The organism is Microbacterium cremeum, from assembly GCF_015277855.1.
Classification (GTDB): domain Bacteria; phylum Actinomycetota; class Actinomycetes; order Actinomycetales; family Microbacteriaceae; genus Microbacterium; species Microbacterium cremeum.
On sequence record NZ_CP063812.1, the window covers coordinates 2,630,756 to 2,653,434 of the forward strand.

General features: G+C 65.8%; 19 protein-coding genes. 2 read left to right on the forward strand and 17 right to left on the reverse strand.

Annotation, left to right across the window (positions count from 1 at the left end; all coding sequences use genetic code 11):
• Positions 1-39: 39 nt before the first annotated feature.
• Both IM778_RS11985 and glf read right to left on the reverse strand, forming a co-directional pair.
• Positions 40-1,878: a hypothetical protein gene (locus IM778_RS11985; protein ID WP_194409107.1), complete on the reverse strand. Its 1,839-nt coding sequence runs from the start codon at positions 1,876-1,878 to the stop codon at positions 40-42.
• A 58-nt stretch (positions 1,879-1,936) separates the two neighbouring features.
• Positions 1,937-3,073: a UDP-galactopyranose mutase gene (gene glf, locus IM778_RS11990; protein WP_194409108.1), complete on the reverse strand. Its 1,137-nt coding sequence runs from the start codon at positions 3,071-3,073 to the stop codon at positions 1,937-1,939.
• 96 nt (positions 3,074-3,169) lie between these two features.
• Between glf and IM778_RS11995 the strand changes: the two genes are divergently transcribed.
• A complete protein-coding gene (locus IM778_RS11995) occupies positions 3,170-4,051 on the forward strand; it encodes a glycosyltransferase family 2 protein (RefSeq protein ID WP_194409109.1) in 882 nt (293 codons plus the stop codon).
• Here the strand turns inward: IM778_RS11995 and IM778_RS12000 are convergent.
• From IM778_RS12000 to IM778_RS12040, 9 genes are all read right to left on the reverse strand, one after another.
• The gene (locus tag IM778_RS12000) at positions 3,993-5,555 is read right to left on the reverse strand and encodes a glycosyltransferase family 39 protein (RefSeq protein ID WP_194409110.1); all 1,563 of its coding nucleotides are present in this window, start codon (positions 5,553-5,555) and stop codon (positions 3,993-3,995) included. The genes IM778_RS11995 and IM778_RS12000 overlap by 59 nt on opposite strands.
• An 83-nt stretch (positions 5,556-5,638) precedes the next feature.
• On the reverse strand, positions 5,639-7,264 hold the full coding sequence (locus IM778_RS12005; protein WP_194409111.1) for a DUF2142 domain-containing protein: 1,626 nt from the start codon (positions 7,262-7,264) through the stop codon (positions 5,639-5,641).
• Positions 7,265-7,314: 50 nt separating this feature from the next.
• The gene (locus tag IM778_RS12010) at positions 7,315-8,559 is read right to left on the reverse strand and encodes a polysaccharide pyruvyl transferase family protein (RefSeq protein WP_194409112.1); all 1,245 of its coding nucleotides are present in this window, start codon (positions 8,557-8,559) and stop codon (positions 7,315-7,317) included.
• On the reverse strand, positions 8,556-9,464 hold the full coding sequence (locus IM778_RS12015; RefSeq protein WP_194409113.1) for a lysylphosphatidylglycerol synthase domain-containing protein: 909 nt from the start codon (positions 9,462-9,464) through the stop codon (positions 8,556-8,558). The genes IM778_RS12010 and IM778_RS12015 overlap by 4 nt, the downstream gene beginning before the upstream one ends.
• Positions 9,465-9,537: 73 nt before the next feature.
• The gene (locus IM778_RS12020; RefSeq protein ID WP_194409114.1) at positions 9,538-10,611 is read right to left on the reverse strand and encodes a nitroreductase family protein; all 1,074 of its coding nucleotides are present in this window, start codon (positions 10,609-10,611) and stop codon (positions 9,538-9,540) included.
• A 34-nt stretch (positions 10,612-10,645) separates the two neighbouring features.
• A complete protein-coding gene (locus tag IM778_RS12025) occupies positions 10,646-11,785 on the reverse strand; it encodes a glycosyltransferase family 2 protein (protein ID WP_194409115.1) in 1,140 nt (379 codons plus the stop codon).
• Positions 11,786-11,912: 127 nt separating this feature from the next.
• Positions 11,913-13,148 (reverse strand): hypothetical protein, encoded by a 1,236-nt coding sequence (locus tag IM778_RS12030; RefSeq protein WP_194409116.1) that lies wholly within the window; start codon positions 13,146-13,148, stop codon positions 11,913-11,915.
• Entirely contained in the window at positions 13,132-13,527 is a 396-nt protein-coding gene (locus IM778_RS12035) for a DUF2304 domain-containing protein (RefSeq protein ID WP_194409117.1), read from the reverse strand. Before IM778_RS12035 ends, IM778_RS12030 begins: the two co-directional genes overlap by 17 nt.
• Positions 13,524-14,252, reverse strand: a complete 729-nt coding sequence (locus tag IM778_RS12040; protein ID WP_228484525.1) for a glycosyltransferase family 2 protein — start codon at positions 14,250-14,252, stop codon at positions 13,524-13,526. Before IM778_RS12040 ends, IM778_RS12035 begins: the two co-directional genes overlap by 4 nt.
• A 71-nt stretch (positions 14,253-14,323) precedes the next feature.
• Here IM778_RS12040 and IM778_RS12045 point away from each other — a divergent pair, with 71 nt between their 5' ends.
• Positions 14,324-15,850 (forward strand): DUF2142 domain-containing protein, encoded by a 1,527-nt coding sequence (locus IM778_RS12045; protein ID WP_194409118.1) that lies wholly within the window; start codon positions 14,324-14,326, stop codon positions 15,848-15,850.
• Here the strand turns inward: IM778_RS12045 and IM778_RS12050 are convergent.
• The 6 genes from IM778_RS12050 to rfbA all read right to left on the reverse strand — a co-directional run bounded on the left by IM778_RS12050 (position 15,840) and on the right by rfbA (position 22,648).
• A complete protein-coding gene (locus tag IM778_RS12050; protein WP_194409119.1) occupies positions 15,840-16,706 on the reverse strand; it encodes a glycosyltransferase family 2 protein in 867 nt (288 codons plus the stop codon). The genes IM778_RS12045 and IM778_RS12050 overlap by 11 nt on opposite strands.
• An 11-nt stretch (positions 16,707-16,717) precedes the next feature.
• Positions 16,718-17,461 carry a hypothetical protein gene (locus IM778_RS12055; protein ID WP_194409120.1) on the reverse strand — a complete coding sequence of 248 codons (744 nt, stop codon included), beginning with the start codon at positions 17,459-17,461 and terminating at the stop codon, positions 16,718-16,720.
• Positions 17,462-17,641: 180 nt separating this feature from the next.
• Positions 17,642-18,874, reverse strand: coding sequence for an ABC transporter ATP-binding protein (locus IM778_RS12060; protein ID WP_194409121.1), 1,233 nt, complete (start codon positions 18,872-18,874; stop codon positions 17,642-17,644).
• Positions 18,875-18,881: 7 nt separating this feature from the next.
• Positions 18,882-19,802, reverse strand: coding sequence for an ABC transporter permease (locus IM778_RS12065; protein WP_194409122.1), 921 nt, complete (start codon positions 19,800-19,802; stop codon positions 18,882-18,884).
• Positions 19,803-19,852: 50 nt separating this feature from the next.
• The gene (locus tag IM778_RS12070; protein WP_194409123.1) at positions 19,853-21,772 is read right to left on the reverse strand and encodes a rhamnan synthesis F family protein; all 1,920 of its coding nucleotides are present in this window, start codon (positions 21,770-21,772) and stop codon (positions 19,853-19,855) included.
• A gap of 3 nt (positions 21,773-21,775) precedes the next feature.
• The gene (gene rfbA / locus IM778_RS12075) at positions 21,776-22,648 is read right to left on the reverse strand and encodes a glucose-1-phosphate thymidylyltransferase RfbA (protein WP_194411856.1); all 873 of its coding nucleotides are present in this window, start codon (positions 22,646-22,648) and stop codon (positions 21,776-21,778) included.
• Between the last annotated feature and the right edge of the window lie 31 nt (positions 22,649-22,679).

The window sequence follows — 22,679 nt, forward strand, 5'->3', positions numbered from 1 at the left end:
GACGATTCTATGCGGGCAGGCGGGGAGTGACCCGCGGCGTCACGGTTCGAGCACGTCGACGGTGACGTCCACATCGGTGCACAGCTCGGCGAAACTCTCGGGAAGCGTGGGATCGCTGGTCACGATGCGCACCGGGGCTGCCCACGCCCGGACGGCGTCGCACGCCTGCTCCTCGTTCTCAGGGTCGAGGACGTATGAGTAGTACCGGATCGGCTCCTCGGCCGTGCGCGATTCGAGCTGCAGCAGCCAGCTGTTCAGGAAGCGATCCGAGGACGGGTCGAGGTACGACAGCGCGAGCGTCCGCTCCCCCGGCTCGGCGAGCTCGAAGAGGGTCTGGGCGGCGGGTGCACCGCTGGCGACTCCGGTCTCCGCGGCGATCGCCACGGGTGTGAGTGCCGACGAGATCCGGTCCGGCGGCACGAGCCACATCAGTGAGACGGGAACCGCGATGGCGACGATCGCGGTGCCGGCCGTCGCGAGTCGGCGGGCACGGAGTCCTGCCATCTCTCCGGCGAGCGCCGCAGCGAGGATGACGAGAAGGAGGGAGACGAGCAGCCACGCGAACTTCGCGGGGTAGTAGCCCCACAGACTTGCGGTGCCTGCGCGCTGCCACATGAGGTAGCCTCCGGCGACGGCTCCCGCCGCGCAGACGACCGCCACGCCGACCAGCTGATGGATCTGATTACGCTGGACCGCGTTGAGGACGGCCACGCCGATCGTGACCGTCACGATCACCACGACGTGCGACAGCTGCAGAGCCATGATCCCTCCGTCGACGGCGAGCGCCGCGCCATCGCGGCGCAGGTCCGGGAGGGTCACGGCGAGCACATAGACCACGACGGGTGCGACGGCGAGCAGGATGAGCCCGAATCCGCGCGCGCCCGCCCGACCTCGCGGAAGAGCCGCCAAGCGGGCCACGAGCGCCACGGCGGCGAGAGCGAAGGGGACGAACGCGAGCGGCGCCCAGGTCGCCAGTAGCGCAACGGTGGCAAGACTGAGCACCGTGGCCGCGGCAATGGGCACCGTACGAGCTTCCAGCCACGCGAGCCAGGTGGCGAGCAGCAGCACCAGCGCGAGCGTCGCGTTGTAGAACCCGAACTGTGCGGCGAACCCGAAGGTGAACCAGCTGATGGGGATCACGGCGGCGATGCCCGCCGCCGTGATCCGCGCTGCACGCGCGCCTCCGTGAACGCTTCGTGCTCCGATCATCGCAGCGAGCAGCGCGGCGGCGAGCGTGGCGAACAGCCAGAACGTCGCGAAGCGCGACATGTCGTGGGCGAGGAGATCTCCAGGTGCCACGTCACCTCGCCCGACGGCGATGGCCATCGCGAGCAGACCCGGAGTGAGCGGCGACGGGTTGGGATGCGCGATCGCGTCGAGACCGCCGTCCTCCACCATGATCCGTGTCGTCACCAGATTCCAGACGGCATCGTTGTGCATCGCCCACTCGAGGTTGCCCGACGTCAGCGTCAGAGCTGCCACGATCGCCATCAGCCCGACCGGCACCGCGAGAACCGGGACGCCGACCCGCAACGCCCGTCGACCCACCAGGCGAGGCTGTCTCGCCAGGCCGAAACCGACCAGTCCAGCGAGGCCGATCAGGCCGAAGAGGACCGCGGACCCGGTGACCAGGCCGATGCCCCATCCTGGCGTGAATCGGACGACGAGGGCTGTCGCCGTCGTCGTGACGATGACCCCGGCGGCGAGCGCGAACGGCCACGATGTCCGCTGGCCGACTGCGAGCGTGACACAGAAGACCGCGGCCGCCGGCGCGAGCCACGGCGTGACCCCGGCCGCGAACAGCACGACCCCCGCCAGAAGGAGCGCGCTCGCGCACACGACCCAGATCCGCCGCGCGCGCAGCACGTCTTCAGCCACCGGCACTCCCCTCATCGCCCTGTCCGTGGTGCGGTCCGCACCTGCAGCCGCTCGCCGATCACGAGAGCCGGTTGTTCCACATCGACAGCGCCGACCCGATGGCCATGTGCATGTCGAGGTACTGATAGGTGCCCAGGCGTCCGCCGAACAGCACGTCCTTCTCCCCGTCGGCGAGTTCACGGTAGGCCAGCAGCCGGGCGCGGTCCTGCGGCGTGTTGACCGGGTAGTACGGCTCATCCTCACGCGACGCGAATCGCGAGAACTCGCGCATGATGACCGTCTTGTCGGCCGGGTACCGGTCGGCGCGCTCGGGGTGGAAGTGCTTGAACTCGTGGATGCGGGTGTAGGGCACATCCGCATCGGCGAAGTTCATCACCGCTGTGCCCTGGTAGTCCCCGACATCCATCACCTCCACCTCGAAATCGAGCGTGCGCCACGACAAGGCGCCCTCGGCGTACTCGAAGAACCGGTCGACAGGACCCGTGTAGACGATCGGCACCTGTCCGACGGTACTTCGCCTGTTGAGAGGCTGCGACTCGTCGAAGAAGTCGGTGTCGAGCCGCACCTCGATGTTGTCGTGGTCGGCCATCCTCTCGAGCCACGCGGTGTAGCCGTCGGTCGGAAGTCCTTCCCACGTGTCGTTGAAGTAGCGGTTGTCGTACGTGTAGCGGACGGGGAGCCGGCTGATCACATCCGCGGGGAGATCCTTCGGGTCGGTCTGCCACTGCTTGGCGGTGTAGTCGCGGATGAACGCCTCGTAGAGCGGGCGTCCGATCAGTGCGATGCCCTTCTCCTCGAGGTTCGCCGCCTCTTTCGCGTCGAACTCGCCGGCCAGCTCGCGGACGAGCGCGCGTGCCTCGTCGGGCGAGTACGCCGCCCCGAAGAACTGATTGATGGTGCCGAGGTTGATCGGCAGCGGGAAGACGACCCCTCGGTGGTTGGTGTACACCCGGTGCACGTAGCTCGTGAACGTCGTGAACCTGTTGACGTACTCCCACACGCCGGGATTCGACGTGTGGAAGAGGTGCGCGCCGTATCGGTGCACCTCGACGCCTGTCGTCGGCTCGTCTTCGCTGTACGCGTTTCCGCCGATGTGACGGCGCCGGTCGATCACGGTGACCTTGCGACCGGAGGCCGCGGCCCGCTCGGCGATCGTGAGGCCGAAGAAACCTGAGCCGACGATGAGGAGATCCATGAACAGCCTTCGGTGAGTGGTCAAGGTGCCGGCTCGGCGCGCCCAGGCAAGTCTAGCCGTGCGGTGCGGCCGACTCCGATGGGCGAGGATGGAGAGGTGGACATCGACATCTGCGTGCCGTTCTGGGGGGATCCGGACACCTTCATCGCGACGATCGATTCCGTGCGAGCGCAGACCGATCCAAGTTGGCGGCTCACGATCATCGACGACTGCTATCCCGGTACTCGCGTCGCCGACTACGTGGCCGCGCTCGATGACCCGAGGGTGCGCTACCGACGCAACGAGCGCAACGTCGGCATCACCGAGAACTTCCGGCGCGCCGTGGCTGCGGCTGAAGGCTCGCATGTCGTCGTCCTCGGATCGGACGACATGCTGCTCCCCGGCTTCGTGGCGCACATGCGCGAGGCGATCCGTCTCCATCCCGACGTCGACGTCATCCAGCCCGGAGTCCGGGTGATCGACGCAGAGGGCGCGCCCGCCCGATCGCTGGTCGACACGGTCAAGAAGCGGCTGCTGACGCCGCGCACGCCCACGACGCTCCGTGGGGAGTCGATGGCTGCGAGCCTGCTGCGCGGGAACTGGCTGTATTGGCCCTCCCTTGCGCTGCGCACGGACACGGTCTCGGCCATCGGGTTCCGCGATGACCTTCCGATCATCCTCGATCTGGCTCTTCTCATCGACGTCGCGTTCCAGGGCGGCTCGCTGCGCTACACCGGCGTGGAGTGCTTCGCCTACCGTCGACACGGAGAGAGCCTTTCGCAGACGACCCTGCGCGACGGCTCCCGTTTCGACGACGAGCGGCGCTTCTATCGCGACACCGCGCGACGCGCGGCGGACCGCGGCTGGACCCGCGCGGCACGTGCGGCCCGCGTACGGCTGATGTCGCGGCTCCACGCACTCAGTCAGCTTCCGCCAACTCTCAGGCGCGGGAACGCGCCGGCTCGGCAGGCGACGTGGCGCCTCGCGTTCGGTCGCTGATGGCCGTCGGTCCGGGAGAGGTCTCTACCGAGGCGGTCGCCCGGACGAAGCGGATCGACGCGATGAGCATCGCGACGAGAAGACCGCCTGCGACGAGCCCAGTCGCTGCGGTGGTCGCAACCCCCGCCGATGCGAACGTCGCCAGAGCACGCAAACCCTCGCGAGTGATGCGATAGAGAGAGTCCTCGTATACCCCGATGTACTCGCGGAAGACACCCAGCACCGCCACGCCGGCGAAGACCGCAAGGAGAATGACGCCAACCGCGGTTCGCTTTCTCGTCGGGACGGCGCGATACCAGGCGACAGCGCTCAACGCGATCATCGCAATGATGATCACGAAGAAGTACCGCCCCTGAAGTCCTCCCGCGATCTGCGTCCGCACATAGTGCCGCCACGTGTTCACGAAAAGCATGGCGGAAAGAAGCAGCGGAAGCGAGGCGAGAAAAGCCATCTGCATGCGCTGGCCCTTCGGCCCATGCGAGGCGAACCCGGCGACGACCATGAGGATCGCCAGGACGGTCAGAACGTCCGTGAGTGGCTCGGGAAGCCCGAACTCCAGCCGACCGAACGCTCCCCAGAAGCTCTGAGTCGCCCGGTCCCACATGAGTTCCATGAAGGCGACGATGTCGGGACCAGTGCCCTCAGCCCACGGGGCAGTCGGACGCCCACCCGCCAGACCACTGGGTTGCAGATCACGGTACAGCACGAGGTTTCGCACCCACCACCATCCGCCGATCGCGCTGGCGACAACCGTCGCGACCACCGCGCGCGCGACGCGTCGGCCACGCGAAAGGTCCCGCGGCCACCACAGGAGCACGGCCACTGCGAAGGGCGCGAGCGGAAGCGCCGTCCCTTTCGTTAGCAGCGCACCACCCAGGGCTAGCCCCATGCACAATGGCGCCCATATGCGCCGCTCACCGGTCATGACCCGGATTGACAACCAGACAACAACAGAGGACAGCGCGACCACGAGTCCGTCGCTGGTCACGGCGCTGGTGATATGCGCTAGTTGCGGTACGGCGAGGAGCGCCGCCGCCCCGACGATCGCTGCCTTGGGCGAGCGCGTCAGCCGTCGCACCGAGTCCCAGACGAGGAGCGGAAGAGGCGCCAGCCATACGATGCCGGCAAGACGCAGCGCGAGGATCGCATGATCGATCCGGCGGTCCTCATAGTCGATCACCCGCAGGACTCCGGCGCCGTACAGGTAGTACAGAGGCGGGTGCTGAGTCATCTGATCGATGCCCTTGTGGAGTCCCGGATAGGTCGACATCAAATCGCCGAGCGTTGCCCGGTTCGCTGCCGGAACGTCCGTCTGCAGACGCGCCTCGCGCATCGCCTGGCTCATCCGCGCTTCGCCGGGCGGCGGCCAGTCCAGCCCGCCAGTGAGTCGGACAGCGCTGTTGACGTGCGCCTGCTCGTCCGGCGCGCCGAAGATAGGGGTGAGCATCGCCCACAGCATCATCATCGCGATGAAAGCCGCAGTGATCAGCGCGACGACAACCAACTCTGGCCGCCTGGGGCGCGAGAGCGGCGCGGCAGCGTCAGCCGCCGAGTATCCTGCGCTCTTAGACGCTAGGTTTCTTGCGTTCACGTGAGTCCTGTGTCGCGGTTCGTGGCTCCAACATCCTCGCGGTGTGCGTCGTCGATCTTAGGCGACCCGCGGTACTCCCGTGAGGCCATGGCGTCGGTGCTGGTCTCCCTGCCGGTGCCGATGGCACGCACACCGCCCGACGCGTGCGCCGCAGTGAAGGCGGCCAGCCCCGCAGTGGCTGCCCCCGCTGCGAGCCAACCGACAGATAGCACTAGCACCGCGGAAGCCGGCCATGCGCTGGCGTCGATCATCGCACGCCAGCCGACACTCCCCCACCTAGTCTGGAATGCGAACATCACCCCGTACACGGCAACTCCGAGCGTTCCGACGACGGTCAGACCCGACGCGAGGGCGCGCGCAGACCGGTCGAGGGGCACGACCAGTACCTGCCACGCGAGCGCTGCAACGAGTGCATACACTGCGATGGCGGGGAACAGATACCGCCCCTGGATGCCGACGATGCGGCCGGTGCTCCAGTACACCTCCCACGCATGAAACGAAATCAACGCGACTGTCAATAGGGGCGCAATCGCCAGCAACACCACGATCCAGCGGCGTGGGGAGCGAACGAGCACCAGCACAACGCCCGCGACGAAAACCGTGGTCAGTCCCAGAACGACGACCGTAGGAAAGTCGAGAGCGTGGCGAATCGAACCCCAGAATGTCCGCACAAGCTGTGTCGATGCGCGCCGCACGAAGTCGAACAGGTCGTAGTTATCGAAAGGGACGACCGTCCGACCGGAGCCTGACCTGCTCGACTGAAGCTGGCCAAAGACCAGGAGGTTTCTCAGCCACCACCACCCACCGATGATCACAGCTGCAGTGGCGGCGACCGTCGCAGGAAGAAGACGACGCGGCCACGAAGCGGAAGGCTGGCGGAACCCGACGACGAGGAGACCGATGACCACCGCAGGTGCGGCAGCTAGCATCGTTCCTTTAGTGAGGAGCGCCAGTCCCAAGAGGAGTCCACTGCCGGCGGAGAAGATGAGCTGACGTCGAGAACCGGGCGATGCGGTCATGGCGCATGAGAGGAAGTACACCATCGCGCTGCCGACGAGCACGGCGAAGGCGTCGTTGGTCACCAGACTCAGCACGTTGAAGAACTGCGGCACAGCCAGGACAGCCGCGATCCCGATGATCGCGGCGAGCGACGACGAGGTGACACGGCGGATCGCACTGAGCGCAAACACAACTCCCGCAGTCACGAAGAGTACTGAGATGAGTCGCGCGCCCGCGACCAATTGGTCCCAGCGCCAGGTCTCGCCGCCGAGCGCCGTGAGCGCTATCGCCACGATCGCGTAATACGTCGGCGGATGCTGAGTCATCCAGTCGGTTGCGCGAACTCCGTCCAAACCTGGGCCGTCTAGCGGAACTATTTCTGAGCGCTCCTCCGGCGCCGGGAGCTCGTCCAGCGCAGGCGTCCCTCTGCGAGGGTTCCCCGCTTCCTGGAGCGCTACAAACGTTCCCTCCACGAACGGGGCCGTTTCAGGCGGTGGCCACCCCCCGCCCTGCATGAGGCGAAGAACAGAGTTGAAATGGGCAGGCTCATCGACAGTGGACAGCGGCGGAGTGACGACAGACCACAGAGCGAGCAGCGAGGCAATAGTGACAACGACCGCCACGAAGCCAGCCCCGGCCAGTCGCGTGGACCAGGAGGTGGTGACCGATGTCATTAGGCACCGGGTGCCGGCCGCGACCCGACGAGCTCCGCGATGAGATCGGCCTGCATGACGGACCGCTCCTTCACGGCGGGCAGGTTGCGGTCGAGCTTGTCTTTCACGGCAATCCGATTGCGCTCAAGCGCATGGAAGCGCTCGGTGAGGTACTCGCGCGACAGACTGTCGTGCCCGAACGCCCACTCCTCAAGTTCGAACATCTCCAGGACCTCGCGGTACTTGTGACTCCACCCGATCACGAGGGTGGGAACAGCCATCGCTAGCGAAGACACCATCGCGTGGAAGCGACTCGCGATGAACAGCCCGCATTGACCGATGAGATAGCGCAGCTGCTGCGACGACAACTCGCGATCGATGAAGAGCAGATCGTTGCCGAGGCGCAGCCGGGCGTGGATCTCACGGCACAACGGGAGGTCATTGTTGTGAGTCTTTTCCGTGCCGGTCCTCACACTGTGGGGGATGAGGAGGACGCGCTTGCCCTCATCGCGCACTTGCTCGATGAAGTCTGCGATCTGACCGATGTAGTCTCCTCCGCGCGCGTCCACCTTGCGCTGGAGCACCACGCTCGGGCACACCCCTACGACGTCCTCATCGAAGAACGACAGATCGATGTGCCGGTTGATCTCGTACCGCTCTGTCCCGCTGAGCTCGAGCGAGAAAGCGAAGTCGGCGCCCGCGACCGTGTTGCGCAGTCCGAGCCCGTCGGCGTATTCGTGCGTGATGCGACCGCGCGTGACGATCCGATTCACCTTCGGCAGAAATTTGCGTGAAGCCCAACGGTTCACCCGGCTCGTGAACGGCCCGATCGCCTGTGCGCACTTGAATACGGGTGTGCCGACGTTGAGCGCAGGAAGGATTGACGCGACGTTGTAGAGGAGGAACTTCTCGCGGCCGTCAGTGAATGTGATCCCACCCTGGTCCAGCAGAACGTCGGACTCTACGATCGCTTTGACAGCGCGGGAACGCCTTCGGATTGTCTCCCGCAAGAAGGGAAGAACGCGGTACGCGAGCGCGAGCGTGTTGATCGTGACGCCGAGCTGACGCGGCGCGGCCGGGACGATCTCGAGGTTGGAGTACACGTTCTGTGCGGCATCCTCTTCGGGGTACATGCTGAGCAGCGTGAACCGCGGTTCGACCAGACGCTCCCCGAGGGTCTGGATAGCTGCCTCCAGCATGGCGGCAGCACCCTTATTGCCCGAGAGCGCCGAGCCGACGACCGTGATGCGAGGGGAACGTGTCATGGGCGGTGCTCCTTGGGGACCATGCGGCGAGTGGTGACGTAAACAAGGGCGACAAGACCGTCGCCGACAGTGCTGAGCAGCCGAGCGAGCAGACTGATCACGATCGCCTCCGCCACCGGGATGTACTGACTGAGGATAAGGACGATGACGGCCTCTCTGACGCCGAGGCCACTCGGCACGAAGAACGCAAGGATCCCGATGGCACCGGCAAGCACGTAGGCGGCGGCGAATGGGAGCCATTCACCAGGACCGATGGGTGACACGGTCATGGCGATTAGGACGAAGCCGACGCCGTTGAAAATGCGCGGCCCCATGAACTCGATGAAGAAGCGCAGTGTCGGGATGCTGCCCAAGAAGTACTCTCTCGGGACGTCCTGCTTGAGCACCCGCTTCGCCGTGCGGTTTACCACGCCGCGAAAGAACGGTGCGTACATCACGAGAGCGATGGGCACGAGAAGCAGAAGGGGGACGATAAGCACCGCCGCGTTCTGCCCGAACAGCTCGGGGCCCAGACTCAGTACGAGAATCACCACGGTCGGCACGATCGAGGCGAGCTGGAGAAACACGTTCTCATAGACGAACGTGATGATGACGAGAGTCCGGCTGAGCTTCCTCTTACCCGCCCAGATAACCTTGTTGACAACCGAGCCGACCTGGCCGGGTACGTATTTGAGCAGCCACGACAGGCACTGCACCGCGATCGCTTCGGCAGAGCCGACGCGAGCACTCGGCTCCAGGGTGCGCAGCATCCTTGCCCATACGAGCCCGGTCGTGGGGACGGCGGCGGCGAAGATGACGATCGAGACTACCCATAGGGGGTTGAAAGTCAGATGCTCTGCGGCAACTTCCGACCAATTGTTCGCAAGGGTGACAGCAAAGAAGTACCCTACGACGCCGATGACCACGACGGCCGCCGCCCAGCGAAGACCCCGCCCTCGGCGACCGCGACTCCTGGAGTCCGCGTCCGTAGCGTGCATTTCAGTTGTACCGGCGGAAGGTGTCGAGTTCCTTCTTCTGCGAGTACGGCACGAGGCCTTCCGGGTGCGCGAAGCCAACGGCGATCAGCATCACGACACGGTCACTGAGCGCCAGGCCCAGCTTTTTCTGCATCTTGCGCTCCAACGGCTCGAAGTCGGGCCAGTTGATGACCGAGGAGCTAAGGCCGAGCGTCTCGAGGGCAAGCATGAACTGCATGGCCGATAGCGCGCTGTCCACGTAGATTGCGTGGCGATCGCGGGGACTGAAGTACGATTCAAGCTTGCCTACGACCACGACAATCGTCGGGATGTTGTGGCCGTAGCCAGCCGTCCCGAACGGGATGGATGCGATCGCACGGGCCTGATCGGGATCATCGAACACCCGGAACTCGTACGGCAGCCGGTTGCACGCGGTCGGTGCCTGGCGGGCGAGCAGCAGCGCCTTGTCGATGAGCTCGCGCGGCACCGCGCGGTCCTCGAACCAGCGCACGCTCCGACGCTGCGTTACGAGTTCCTCGAGGTCGTCGTACTCGATATGAGAGAGCGCACGCTTCACGTACGGCACTTTGCCGGTGAACTCTCCCGGGTAGGCTGCGCGCTCGAACCGCTCACGCGCGGCCTCGACGGTGGCGTCGTTCCCCACTGCGACGCGAAAGTACTCGGTCAGCACGTCGTGCGCCCAGGCCATCTCGCTTTGTTCCATCGTGCCCGGCGCTGTGCGACACTGCGTAACGGCTTCCTCGTAGAACTCGATCGTCTCGGTGATGTAGTCGCGCGCAAAGACATCGCGACGCGGCCGCATCACGAGCCCCTTCTCGAGCCGATGGATGTTCCGGCGGAGCTCGACGTGGGTCAGGCGATCGCGATGCTTGTTGCGGTAGTAGTCTCGACGCCCGCGCAGCACCGCCGACTGCTCACGGTTGAATGTGACGAAGCTGACGAAGTACCACAGGTGCGTCAGCGCTCGACTCGACCCGAAAGTCTCAAGGGTCGCCCGATTGACAGTTTCGTAGACACGACGAATCCACGTGATGGCGAGCAAGTTCTTCGCGATGCGCTTGAGCGTGTTCAGCACACAGGTCTCCTGAGGTTCGACGAGAAGGCGCGGGTCACTGCGGCGTCGAAGGTGCGCCCACTGCGGGGCGGGGCTCCGAAGCATCCGACTCGTGCTCATGAGCGATCTTGGCCGGTTCGTCCGGGCCTGACCGACCGTGGTTCAACACGGCACGCACCGCGACCTCGCTGATGGTAAGCGAGGGGTGCCTCGCGGCATCTCTCGGGCTCACGCCATTCGGATCGAGCTGGCGATCGGGCGCGTACTGCAAGAGTTTGACTCGCTCGAGCGCGTCTTCCATGAGCGTACGGTTTGTACGGAGCATGTCCGAGATGACCAGCAGAGCGACGCTGAGTAGCGCGCCGACAAGCATCGCCGATCCGAAGATCAACGATTGAACGTGACCGCCAGCGGCACCGACCCACGTCAATACCAAAAACCTGCCGAACGGGATGGCGGCGCCGATCCCGAAGCAGATCGCAAGGGTCACGAACACCACATGCGGCTTGAACATCACATAACTGCGCATGATCGCTTGGGCAGATCGTCCCATGTGCTGGTAGATGCTCTTGAAGAGGCGGGACTCGCGTGTCTTCGGGTTCGTCGTGATGGGAACGCTTGCGATGCGAAGACGCTTGTTCCCTGCCTGGATGATCGTCTCCATGCAGTAGCTGAACTGCGTCACCACATTGAGCCGGAGGAGCGACTCGCGCGAGTACGCCCGGAAACCGCTCGCGGCGTCGGGAAGATCCGTTTCCGCTGCGAAGTTCACCACGCGGCTTCCCGCCGCCTGCATGAGCTTCTTGAAGGCCGAAAAGTGCGCGATCGTCTTGGTCTGCCGGTCGCCGATGACGATGTCCGCCTCGCCGTTGAGAATCGGCTGCACCAAATCGCCGATGCGCTCCTGCGGATACTGGTTGTCGCCGTCGGTGTTGACGACGATGTCGGCGCCGTGCTGCAACGCATAATCGACGCCGTCTCGGAACGAGCGTGCCAAACCCATGTTGCGCGTATGGAAGACGAAGTGCTCGACGCCCCACTCACGCGCCACTTCGATAGTGCGGTCGGAGGAGCCGTCGTCGATCACGAGCACGTGGATCTCGTCCACGCCCTCGATGTGCCGAGGGATGGACGCGAGGACGGACGGAAGGGTCGCTTCCTCGTTAAGGCATGGGATCTGGATGAAGAGGCGCATAGGGATCTGAGGTTGTCCGGGCGATCGCGGAGTCGCGGAGCGTGGCCGGCCCCTCAGCATCTTAGCCGAGGCAATGCTGCGAACAGCCTGCCAGGGCCGCCTCACCGCGGCGCGTTGCACACGCGGATTATCCCGGGGCGGGCGTCGACCGTGCGATGGCGACCAGATGCACGAGCAGTCCCGCGATCGGGGCCGCCACCAGCGAGAACAGCGCGCGGCTCTCGGGACCCGCCGGGAGGAAGAACAAGAGGGCGACCGTAGCGGCGGCCGCCACCACCCACCCCGCCGAGTACGGAGCATGGCGTCCACGGGCGAGGAGCGCTGGGCCCGTGATACACAGACAGCCGACCAAGACGGCGCTCGCGACGACAAGTGCGCTGGTCACGCCGCTGACACCGTACTGGCCGTTGGAGATCCAGGCGACGGCCCACGGACCCACGAACCATCCCGCACCCACCGCAAGCACGCCGACACCCGCCGCCAGGAGGAGGTAGTGCCGCAGGCGCCGCGGTGTCTCCCGCTCCGCATCGCGGAACCTGACAGTGAGGAAGCTCTGTAGAGCCATGACCGGGATGATGAACGGCGCGCGCGTGAGGGTGACCGCGAGGGTGATCGACGCGACGGTGGCCGCAGGGGCATCGGCGAGCGCGATACGGAACAGCAGCGGCATGCCGGTCACCATGACACCCGTCGCTGCCGCCGCAACGACGGTATGGCCGGCGTTACGGGCCATACGCATGGTTCCGACATCGAGTGCGTAGGAACCGACGACGCTTCGGCGCACCGCCATCCAGACCGCGACCACAGCAATCGCGAACGGAAGCGTGATTGCGAGCGCGACGACTTCCAGGGGAAGGCCCAGGAGGAGCGCGACGACCACTGCACACCCGCGCAGGACGGCATCCGTGACGATCAGCGCCGCCACCGCGGTGAGCCGGTGGGTGCCGTAGAAGAGCCCGGTTGCGACCGAAGTGAGGACATATCCGAGAAGACCTGCAATCAGCGGCGGCGTCAGGCTCTCGGATCCCTCCCCGAACGCAACCGGTCCGAGCAGCAGTCCGACGGCGGCCGCTGCCAGGAGCGCCGCCAGCGCCGCGACGGCGGTAAAGGGCCGCAGGCTCTGTCCGGGCCCGGCATTCACTGCGGGGCGAGTGGCGCGCGCGACTTCCTGTTGCACACCTCCCACGGCGGAGCCGAGCAGGTACATCGTCGACCAGAAGGCACTGAACGACAGATACGCCCCTGCGTCGGGAAGGAGGGCCGCAGCAAGGAGCTGGATCGCGTAACCGCTCAGACCTGCGACGACGGTCGCCCCAAGGACGAAGACGAGCCCGTTCGAACGCCGGTCACTGCTGGTCGTCATCGGCCGTCTGATCCGGCGCGTTGCGTGGGGTCCCCTGGGATGCCGAGGCGAGTCTTTCCACGTCGGCCCGCAGAATCGCCACCTCTTCCGCGACTCGACGGATCTCATCCTCTGCGGTCGACAACTCCCACGACTGGTGCAGCGTCACCGCGATCAGCAGCGCGAGCGCGAGGATGAACAGGAGATTGGCCGGGACCTCGACACCGAGGAGGTCGGCGAGGCCGTTCAGGAGCGCGGGGAACAACGTCAGAACGAGGATCGCGAGGCCGATCACCAACCACAGCAGCGCGTACTTCTCACGAAGACGGCGGGTCAGCAACAACCACAGGATCAGTGCGACGACGGCGAGCGCGAAGCCGACGCCGAGGAAGGTGATCACGACCGCACCTCCTTTCGAAGCACGCCGCGCATGAGCGCGAGTCCGAGCGCGAAGATGGAGCGCAGAAGGTAGATGGTCGACCCGATGGGCCCCTGGCTGGGCTTTCCGTGCATGCGCGGACGCATCGCCACCGGCACTTGGGTCACGGTCAGACCTGCATGCATCGCCGCGACGAGGGAGTCGATGGTGTCGCCCAGGTACTCAGCCGGGTAGTAGGTGACGTACTGATCGATCGCGCGCGCGTTGGCCGCACGGAACCCACTCGTGGCGTCGGTCAACCGGACCCCCGCCACGCGGGAGAGCACGGACGCGAGGAAGACCATCGCCCACCGCCGAGGGCCCCGCGCGTCGTACGTGCCGACGTCGGCGAACCGGGCACCGATCGAGATATCGGCCGTCTCAAGTCCGGCCACCACACGCGCGATGTCTACCGGGTTGTGCTGTCCGTCGGCGTCCACCTGGACGGCACGCGTGTACCCGTGCCGTCGAGCGTAGGTGAAGCCGGTCTTCATCGCCCCGCCGACGCCCATGTTGAAGGGCAGAGACATGACGGTCGCTCCCGCTGCCCGCGCAACCTCCGCAGTCGCGTCGGTAGATCCGTCGTCGACGACGATCACGTCGTATCCCGCGCGCGTTGCAAGGATCTCACGCACCGTGTGGCCGACGTTGCTCTCCTCGTTCCACGCGGGGACGATGACCAGCACGGTCCCTGTCTGTTCTGCCACGGTGGTCAATCCTATCGACTCCCCCGAGCGGCCAGAACGGCGCGCGCCGCGCCAGCGACTACGATGGCGAGGTGGGATCAGAGGACTTCCGAGCGCGGCGATGGCTGACGATCATCGGGACTCCGCTACTGGCGTTCATCGTTCTGGCCGCCTGGGCCTTCGCGTCGCCGGTGGGATCCAGCCCCGACGACGACTTCCACCTTCCTTCCATCTGGTGCGGGATAGGTGAGCGGCCGGGCCTCTGCGAGACAGTCGACGACAGCGCCGCGCGATTGGTCCCCATTCCGATCGTCAACTCCACCTGCTACGCGTTCCATCCCGAAGAAGACGCAGGATGCTGGGACCCCTCGCTCGAGGGACTGACGAAGGTCGAGCGCGCCAACGTCGATGGTCTCTACCCTCGCCTTTACTACACGGTGATGTCGGTGTTCGCCAGTCCCGACATCCAGCTGTCGGTGATCATGATCAGACTCGCGAACTCGGCGTTCGCCGTTGGGCTGCTCACGGCCCTTATCCTTGCCCTCCCCCGACGCATCCGTCCCGCGGTGGTCGTCTCTGTCCTCGCCACGGCGGTTCCGCTCGGGGTGTTCATCTACGCGTCGACAAACCCGTCATCATGGGCACTGCTGTCGGCGACGACTGTCTGGGCGGCGCTCTTCGGGGCGACGCAGACCAGCGGCCGACGACGTTGGGTCCTGGCCGTGCTCGCGCTCTTCGGCGCCGTGATCGGTGCCGGCGCGCGAGCTGATGCCGCGATCTTCGCCGTCTACGGAACCGCGATGGCCCTGCTTCTCGGCCTGCGCAGTCTGCGAAACCTCCGCGATCAGCTGATTCCGCTGGTGACGGCGGCGCTCATCATCGTCACGAGCGCCGGCTTCTACGCCTCCGCCCGCCAGGGCGGTGCAGCCTTCGGTGGGCTGGATCCCGCAGCGGGGCGCCTGACGCTCGCACAGCATGTCTCGAACTTCCTCGAGGTGCCTTCGTTGTGGATCGGAGCACTCGGGCAATCGAATCTCGGCTGGTTCGACACCCGTATGCCATCCGTCGTGTGGGTCCTCACGACCGCCGTCTTCGGCGGCGTCCTGTTCGTCGGGCTGAAGGGCGGCTGGCGGCGCCGCACATTGGCAATCGTGCTCGCTCTGGTGGCCATGTGGATCGTGCCCTTCGTCATGCTCGCCCAGTCCAACGCCGTGGTCGGCGCGACGGTCCAGCCGCGCTACCTGCTGCCTCTGCTGATCATTGCCGTCGGGGTCTCGAGCCTGCGGGCCGACGCGGAGGAGGCGTGGGGCGGCGCCCGCTTCTGGCTCGCCGCAGCCTCGTTGTGGGTCGCTCTCACGATCGCTCTGCATCAGAACATCGCCCGCTACACGTCCGGTTCAGAGGGCGACTCCGTGGACCCCGGCGCCGGCGGGGAATGGTGGTGGGACGGCGTCCCCTCCCCCATGGTCACGTGGGTCGCCGGGTCGCTCGCGTTCGCCGGCATGCTGGTGGGGCTGTGGCTCCTGAAGAAGAGAACGTCACGGCGGGTCGAGGCCACTCCGTTCGCAGACGGTGACGCTGATCCCGCCGTCGCCGGCACTCCCACGGTCACCGGGTAGGGTAGACGACCCCGTCACGCACGCCGCGCAGGAACGCAGCCACTTTCGTCCGGCGGTTCTCTTCGCGTAGCAGCACCTTGATCCACGCCTTCGTCGTGAAGCCGAGGTCTTCCCAGAACCAGCGGCCAGCACCGAATCGCTTCAGGACGATCGTGCGGTTGCGGGCGGCATAGTAGTGCCGCAATGGCGAGTAGTTCGACAGGAAGATCCGCCGTCCGAACAACGTCGTCGCGGCCGAGTCGCCGAACCGGTGGTCGAGCACGGCGTCGAACACCTTGATGTTGCGGTAGCCGTATCGGCGAGCACGTAGACAGATGTCGTGGTCGACGTAGTCGATGAACAGCGGTTCGTCGTGCAGCCCGATGGCATCTACCAGTGCGCGTGAGAACAGTGACCCCGAGCTGATGAGCACGTCCACCTCGCGCATGCCGTCGCCGCTTTCACGCCGGTAGACGACACCCGTCGCCTGCGAACGAAGCGCAGGGCCGATGACGCCAGCCGTTCCGCCGGCATCACGATGCGCAGCGAGAAGGCGATCGATCATCCCATCGGTGACGGTGCTGTCCTGGTCGAAGATCCACACGAAATCGGCCCCACCGGCGAACGCGGCCCGCATTCCCGCGTTGAAGCCTGCGGCGACGCCCACATTGCCACCGGGCTCGATCACGGTCACGGCATCGTCCTGCGCGAACTCGGCCAGCACCGCACGACCCACTTCGTCGTCCGGCGAGTTGTCCACCACGACCACGTGGTGGGTCTGCCGCGCGAGTGCCCGGACGTTGTCGACGATGTCGTGCTCCGGGTGGTATGCGAGAACCACTCCCGTCACGCGTGGTCGCTTCTCGCTTCGCTCCATGTCATCGCCTTTCACAGCGGACGTCCGGTCGCCAGGCGCTCACGCAGGTAGTCCCAGAAACGGGGTTTGACGTCCACCAGCTTCAGATACTGGTTCGACTCCTCGGACGTGAGTTCCACATCGGTCTCGACCTTCTCGACGCGCCATCCTCGTGACGCCGCGAACGCACTCGCCCACAGATCCTCGATGAAGCCCCAGCGGGCGGGGAGTCGCGAGAAGAAGCCGCGCTCGTGCACCAGAGCCGAGTCGCAGATCGAGGCGCCCGTACCAACGTACGTCGCCCGCTCGCCGGGGCGCGCCTCCACTCGCTCCCAGTAGGTGCCGAGAATTCGGAACGCCCACCAGCCCGCGTAGGTGCGGGGCCGATACGCATCGATCAGATCGCGCACGACGGTGGTCGACACGTCGAGGTCGTCGTCGATCATGATGAAAGGCCGGGAGGAGCCGCGTGGCGCGATGGCGCGGGCAGCGATGAAACGAGCGATGCCACCGATGTTCACGCGGCTGCTGACGTACTCGACGCTGGAGATGGCGCCGAATGTGGGGAACGCCCGAAGCTCGGCCCGGTAGTGAGCATCGTTTCGGGGCTTGTTGTTCCACAGGATCAGTCTGATCGGGGGCGCGCCCTCCTGTGCTGCCAGCTGCTCGAGCGACCGGGCAAAGCGGTCGGGCCGTCCCCAGAGGCACATGATCACGGGGATCGCGTCTTCGCGCGGTGTGCCGACGGCGCGCCGCGGCCGGACACCGAACGCCACGAGAGCCGACACGACCAGGCGCCACCTGACGCGCACGCTCACGCGGCGGACTTGCCCGACTCGATTCTCCAACGCGGCGCGGATCCGTCGTCCTGCGGTCGCTGCGCGGCGGGCCAGCGCGCGCGGCGCGCGCGGAAGACGGCGCACGAAGCGCGCGAGGTGCGAGCGATTCATCGTCGGTTACGACGGCGCGCCACGGTCGATGAACTCCGGCGCCATGTGGACGATGCCGGCGCTCTTGGCATAGTGAGCCACGTTGAATGAACACGCGAGTCGGGCGTCGTCCAGGTGCCTTCCCGCTTCGTCCATGAGGGACACGTTCACGAAATACTTTCCGGTGCCGAGACGGGCGTCTGAGAGCCGGAACTCGACCGTCCGCTCGCCGACGAGCGGAGACGGGGTGGCACCGAGACGGTCGCTGGTGGTGCCATACACGGCCGTGCCCAGAACCGAGTCGATCTGGATCGCGAGGCGCCAGCGTTCGACGGGAACCGCGGATTCGAGGTCGACAGCGATCCGGATGTCGCTACCCGGAACAACCTCGCCCTGCGAGTTGCCGCCGACGACGTCGAGCCGGGCTCCGACGATGCGCGGAAGCTCACCCTCGACCGACTCCTCGGGGTGGGCACCGACGTCCTCTGCGAGTCGGCGCTCGTCGAGGATGTCACGAAACCGTGCCACCGCGATATCCGGGTCGCCGTCGTAGACGACGGTGCCCGCGTTGAGCAGCACCGCACGGTCGCAGAGCTCGGTGATCTGCGCGAGACCGTGACTCACGATGATGATCGTGCGTCCCTCGGCCTGGAACGTCTTGATCTTGTCGAGGCACTTGCGCTGGAACGCCTCATCGCCAACCGCCAAGACCTCGTCGACGAGGAGGATGTCGGGGTCGGTGTGGACGGCGACGGCGAAAGCGAGGCGGACGTACATGCCGGACGAGTAGAACTTCACCTGCGTGTCGATGAATTCGCCGATGCCGGAGAACCCCAGGATCTCGTCGAAGCGCGCGTCGGTCTCCTCGCGGCTGAGTCCGAGAACCGACGCATTCAGGTAGACGTTCTCGCGGCCCGTCAAGTCGGGGTGGAAACCGGCGCCGAGCTCCAGAAGCGCGGCGAGCCGTCCGCGTCGCTGGACACTTCCGGATGTCGAATCGATGATCCCACCGATCACCTTTAGAAGCGTGCTCTTGCCCGACCCGTTGTGGCCGATCAGACCGACGGTGGTGCCCGCGTGGATGTCGAGGCTCACCTCACGCAGTGCCCAGAAATCGCGGCGGTGCGCGCGGCCGGCGCGGCCGAGTGTGACGATGCGCTCTTTGATCGAAGAGTCCTGGCGCACCGTGAACCGCTTCGAGACGCTGGTCACCCGCACCACTTCAGGCGCGTCGGTGCGGTGAGAGCTGAGATCGGTCATGGCGCGGTCACATCTCCTGTGCGAAGTTGCCCTGCAACCGCAGGAACACGCGATGGCTGATGAACAGGATGACCACCCCGATCACGAGAGCCACGATGAGGCGCAGCAGGAGATCCGTCGGGTGCGGGGCGGATTCACCGGCCACCCAGAAGGCGCGCTGGAATCCGATCACGGCGAGGGTGAGCGGGTTGTTCGTGTAGACGTCCAGCAAGAACGGCGACTTGATGAGGTTGGCCACCATCTCCCACGAATAGACGATCGGGCTAGCCCAGAACAAGACCATCGTGCCCAGTTCGACCAGGTACTGGACGTCACGCAAGTACACGTTGAGCGCACCGAACAGCAGCCCGAACGCGGTGCCGTAGACAATCAGGACGGCGGCCGCGGGAAACACGTAGAGGATTTCGGGATGCAGTGGCGGCTTGCCGACGAGCAGCGTTGCGACGATCAGCACTGTCAGCTGGATGAGGAAGTTGAAGATCGCGGATCCAACGCTGGCGAGCGGAAACACTTCGCGCGGGACATATACCTTCTTGACAAGCCCGCTGTTCGCCAGGATCGAGCCGGTGGCGCCTGTCAGTATCTCGGTGAAGAGGCCGATCGCGGTGAGGCCCGTGAAGATATACACGGCGAAATCGGGGATGCCGCGCGCTGCTTGCAGGAACTGGCCGACCACGACGTAGTAGATGGCGAGCTGCATCAGCGGCCGGGACAGCGACCAGAAGAATCCGAGCGTCGAGTCCTTGTACTTGGCCTTGAGGTCGCGCCGCACGAGCAGATCGAGCATCTCGCGATGCTTGAACAGATCGCCTGCCGAGGCCCACACATCACGTGGGTGCAGTCCGGCTGCCGCGCCGACCGGCACCAGCGGCATTGCCTCGATACGAGCGAAGCGCTCGGCGGCGCTCGAGTCAAACGAACTGGACATCCTCACGATCCTACTGCCTGGATGCTGAACACCCACCGAGCCGTGCCTGGTCAGCGCTTGCGGATGCGACGCAGTCCCCGCGCCGCGCGCCCGATGACCGTGTCGCGTCCAGCTACGCGGCGCAGGGCCGCCCCGGTCCCAGGATGGTGCAGCCGGAGGTACATTCGGGCGAAGTCGATGAGACGACCCTCTCCGACGTTGCCCGCCCCGCGCAGATAATGGATGGCATCGACGGAATCGCCCGGAAGGGTCGCCGAGAGCTGGTCCAGCTTGTATTCCAGCGCAGTGTGGCTGATCGACATGTACTCCCCCGTCGAGACGGTTCGCACGTGGTACCCGAGCTCCCCCGCCGCGTACGCGGGCATCCGCTCGAGGATGTGGGCGAGGCCACCGTCCTGATACGCGGCGGCGCCGCCGAAGTCCGCGTAACTCCAGTCGCGCTCCGCGAGCAGGCGCAGAGCCCGTGGCCGTGCGACGAACATCGAACCGAACGGCGCGAGCGGAGAGACGTCGTCGAGGGGCACATGGATGCCGAGGTCGCGGCACACGTCGGCGACGCCCGACTTGTTCGCCCACCACGCACGCCCCATCGTCGGGTAGCCGATGTGGATCATAGGGGGGAAAACCAGTCCGAGACCAGGCTCCTTCTGGAACAGCCCGATCAGGTTGGCCGTGTATCCGGGGCTGTCGAGGAGGTTGCGGAACTGCTGGTCCTTGAAGTGGCGCCCGATGTTGAAACCGTCCTGCGGAGTCTTCTTGGAGTGCACCTTCACGATGAGGTCATAGTCGTCGCTGAGCAGGATGTCGCGGCATCCGATCAGGAAGGCGCTTTGGTCGCGCCCGTCGTTCGAGGCGACCACGCGCACCTGCACACCCCGGCCCTCGCGCGGCCGCAAGTCGATCTGGGCGTGAATGAGCGCGGCGCGCGCGTCATCCGGCGTCGTCACGATGAGGTCGTAGTCGCCGGGCAGCGTGTCGAGGCGCTCCAGCATCTCTCGGGTCATGTCCGGGTAGAAGATGTGCGCGATTGCCGCCACCCGCAAGGGTCGCGAGGGGTCATACGATACATCGACGTCCGGCAGCACTTCGAGCATCCCGGCATCCGCGTTCAAGATCTTCGGCGCGACGTTCCGAGCGAGATTCTGCCAGAACACTTCCATCGGGTACCCGTATTCTTCGACCCGCTCCGCGAGCTCGCGTCCGATCACCGCGTGGCGGTCGAGAAACGGCGGGTAGTGGAAGAACGGTCGCCGCTTGAGCAGCGGACAGCCATCGGCCAGGAGCAGATCGGCGTTGAAGAGCGCGGGGTGGTCGGTCGGATAGTCCGAGGACGGGAAGGCCACCCCGTGGACGAATCCGAGAGACGCGAAGTGCTGCGTGAAGACGGCCTCGTGCTTCAGCACGGCATCGAAGTAGTCGGGCATCTCCGGCAAGTCCCGCCAGTAAGCCCGCCAGTGCTCACTCATGAACATGTCTCGGCGCACAGCGATCCAGAACGACTGCAGGTGGTAGTGGAGGACCCCGGTGCCGGTGAACGGGTTGGGCTCTTCCCGAGCGTGGTCCGTCATCCCCCAGAAGTGCAGGGGCTCCGCGTCCATCCGCTCGAACACAGGCCGGAAGGGTCGCACCGGCCCGAACCAGGTGTCGTTCGTGAACACGATCTCGTCGAACTCGCCGATGCGATCACCGAGGTGGGCGAGGGCGTCCTTGTGCGCCCAGATGTCGTATCCGTGATTGTCGCGCACCACGATCTCGTCCGACACCGCCTCGAGCGCGGCCCGTCCCTCGTCGGAGAGCCGTCCGTTGACGACGACGAGGGTGTGTGCGACATCGTCGCGCACACCCTCGAGCGCGTGAGGGATGTAGTCGTCGACGCCTCCCCTACGATCCCAGACGACGTACACAAGGAGACGGCGTCCGCCATCGGGAAAAGCGCGAGCGGTCGCCGACCAGGGCGCGGGACAGGTCACAGGTCAGCGGTTTCCTTGCTCGAGCGCCGTCAGCAGATACGCCCCGTACCCGCTCTTGATGAGAGGCTCCGAGCGCTCGCGCAGTTCTTCATCCGAGAGGAACCCCATCCGCCACGCGACTTCTTCCGGGCACCCGATGGACAACCCTTGTCGCTTCTCGACCGTTCGGATGAAGTCCGTGGCCTCCGCGAGCGAGTCGAAGGTGCCGGTGTCGAGCCAGGCAGTGCCGCGCGGGAGCAGCTCGACCCGCAGGTCTCCGCGCGAAAGGTAGATCTTGTTCACATCGGTGATCTCGAGCTCGCCTCGCGGTGACGGCTTCAGGCTCTTGGAGATCTCGATCACGTCGTTGTCGTAGAAGTAGAGTCCGGGCACCGCGTAGTGGCTCTTCGGCCGCGCAGGCTTCTCTTCGAGCGAGACGACCTTGCCCGCGGCGTCGAACTCGACCACTCCGTACGAGGAGGGATCATCGACCCAATAGCCGAAGACGACACCGCCCGTGAGGTCGCTGTACTGGCGCAAGCGGGTTCCCATGCCCTGCCCGTAGAAGATGTTGTCGCCTAGGACCAGCGCGACGGAATCGTCACCGATGTGCTGCTCGCCGAGGATGAAGGCCTGCGCGAGCCCGTCGGGGGACGGTTGGGTCTTGTACGTGAGCGAGATGCCGAAGCGCGACCCGTCACCGAGCAGCCGCTGGAACTGCTCGGAATCCTGCGGAGTTGTGATGATGAGGATATCGCGGATTCCGGCGAGGATCAGCGTCGACAGGGGGTAGTAGATCATCGGCTTGTCGTACACGGGCACGAGCTGCTTCGAGATGCCGAGGGTGATGGGGTGCAGACGGGAGCCGGTTCCGCCTGCCAGGATGATTCCGCGCATCTGACAAGTCTCCCCGATGCGGCCCATGCTC

What these genes read in the sequence shown, in the direction of transcription:
- IM778_RS12060 (WP_194409121.1), bottom strand. Translation starts at nt 18,874, where the DNA reads ATGACCGATCTCAGCTCTCACCGCACCGACGCGCCTGAAGTGGTGCGG.
- IM778_RS12050 (WP_194409119.1), bottom strand. Translation starts at nt 16,706, where the DNA reads ATGGAGCGAAGCGAGAAGCGACCACGCGTGACGGGAGTGGTTCTCGCA.
- IM778_RS12025 (WP_194409115.1), bottom strand. Translation starts at nt 11,785, where the DNA reads ATGCGCCTCTTCATCCAGATCCCATGCCTTAACGAGGAAGCGACCCTT.
- IM778_RS12030 (WP_194409116.1), bottom strand. Translation starts at nt 13,148, where the DNA reads ATGACGACCAGCAGTGACCGGCGTTCGAACGGGCTCGTCTTCGTCCTT.
- rfbA (WP_194411856.1), bottom strand. Translation starts at nt 22,648, where the DNA reads ATGCGCGGAATCATCCTGGCAGGCGGAACCGGCTCCCGTCTGCACCCC.
- glf (WP_194409108.1), bottom strand. Translation starts at nt 3,073, where the DNA reads ATGGATCTCCTCATCGTCGGCTCAGGTTTCTTCGGCCTCACGATCGCC.
- IM778_RS12010 (WP_194409112.1), bottom strand. Translation starts at nt 8,559, where the DNA reads ATGACACGTTCCCCTCGCATCACGGTCGTCGGCTCGGCGCTCTCGGGC.
- IM778_RS12065 (WP_194409122.1), bottom strand. Translation starts at nt 19,802, where the DNA reads ATGTCCAGTTCGTTTGACTCGAGCGCCGCCGAGCGCTTCGCTCGTATC.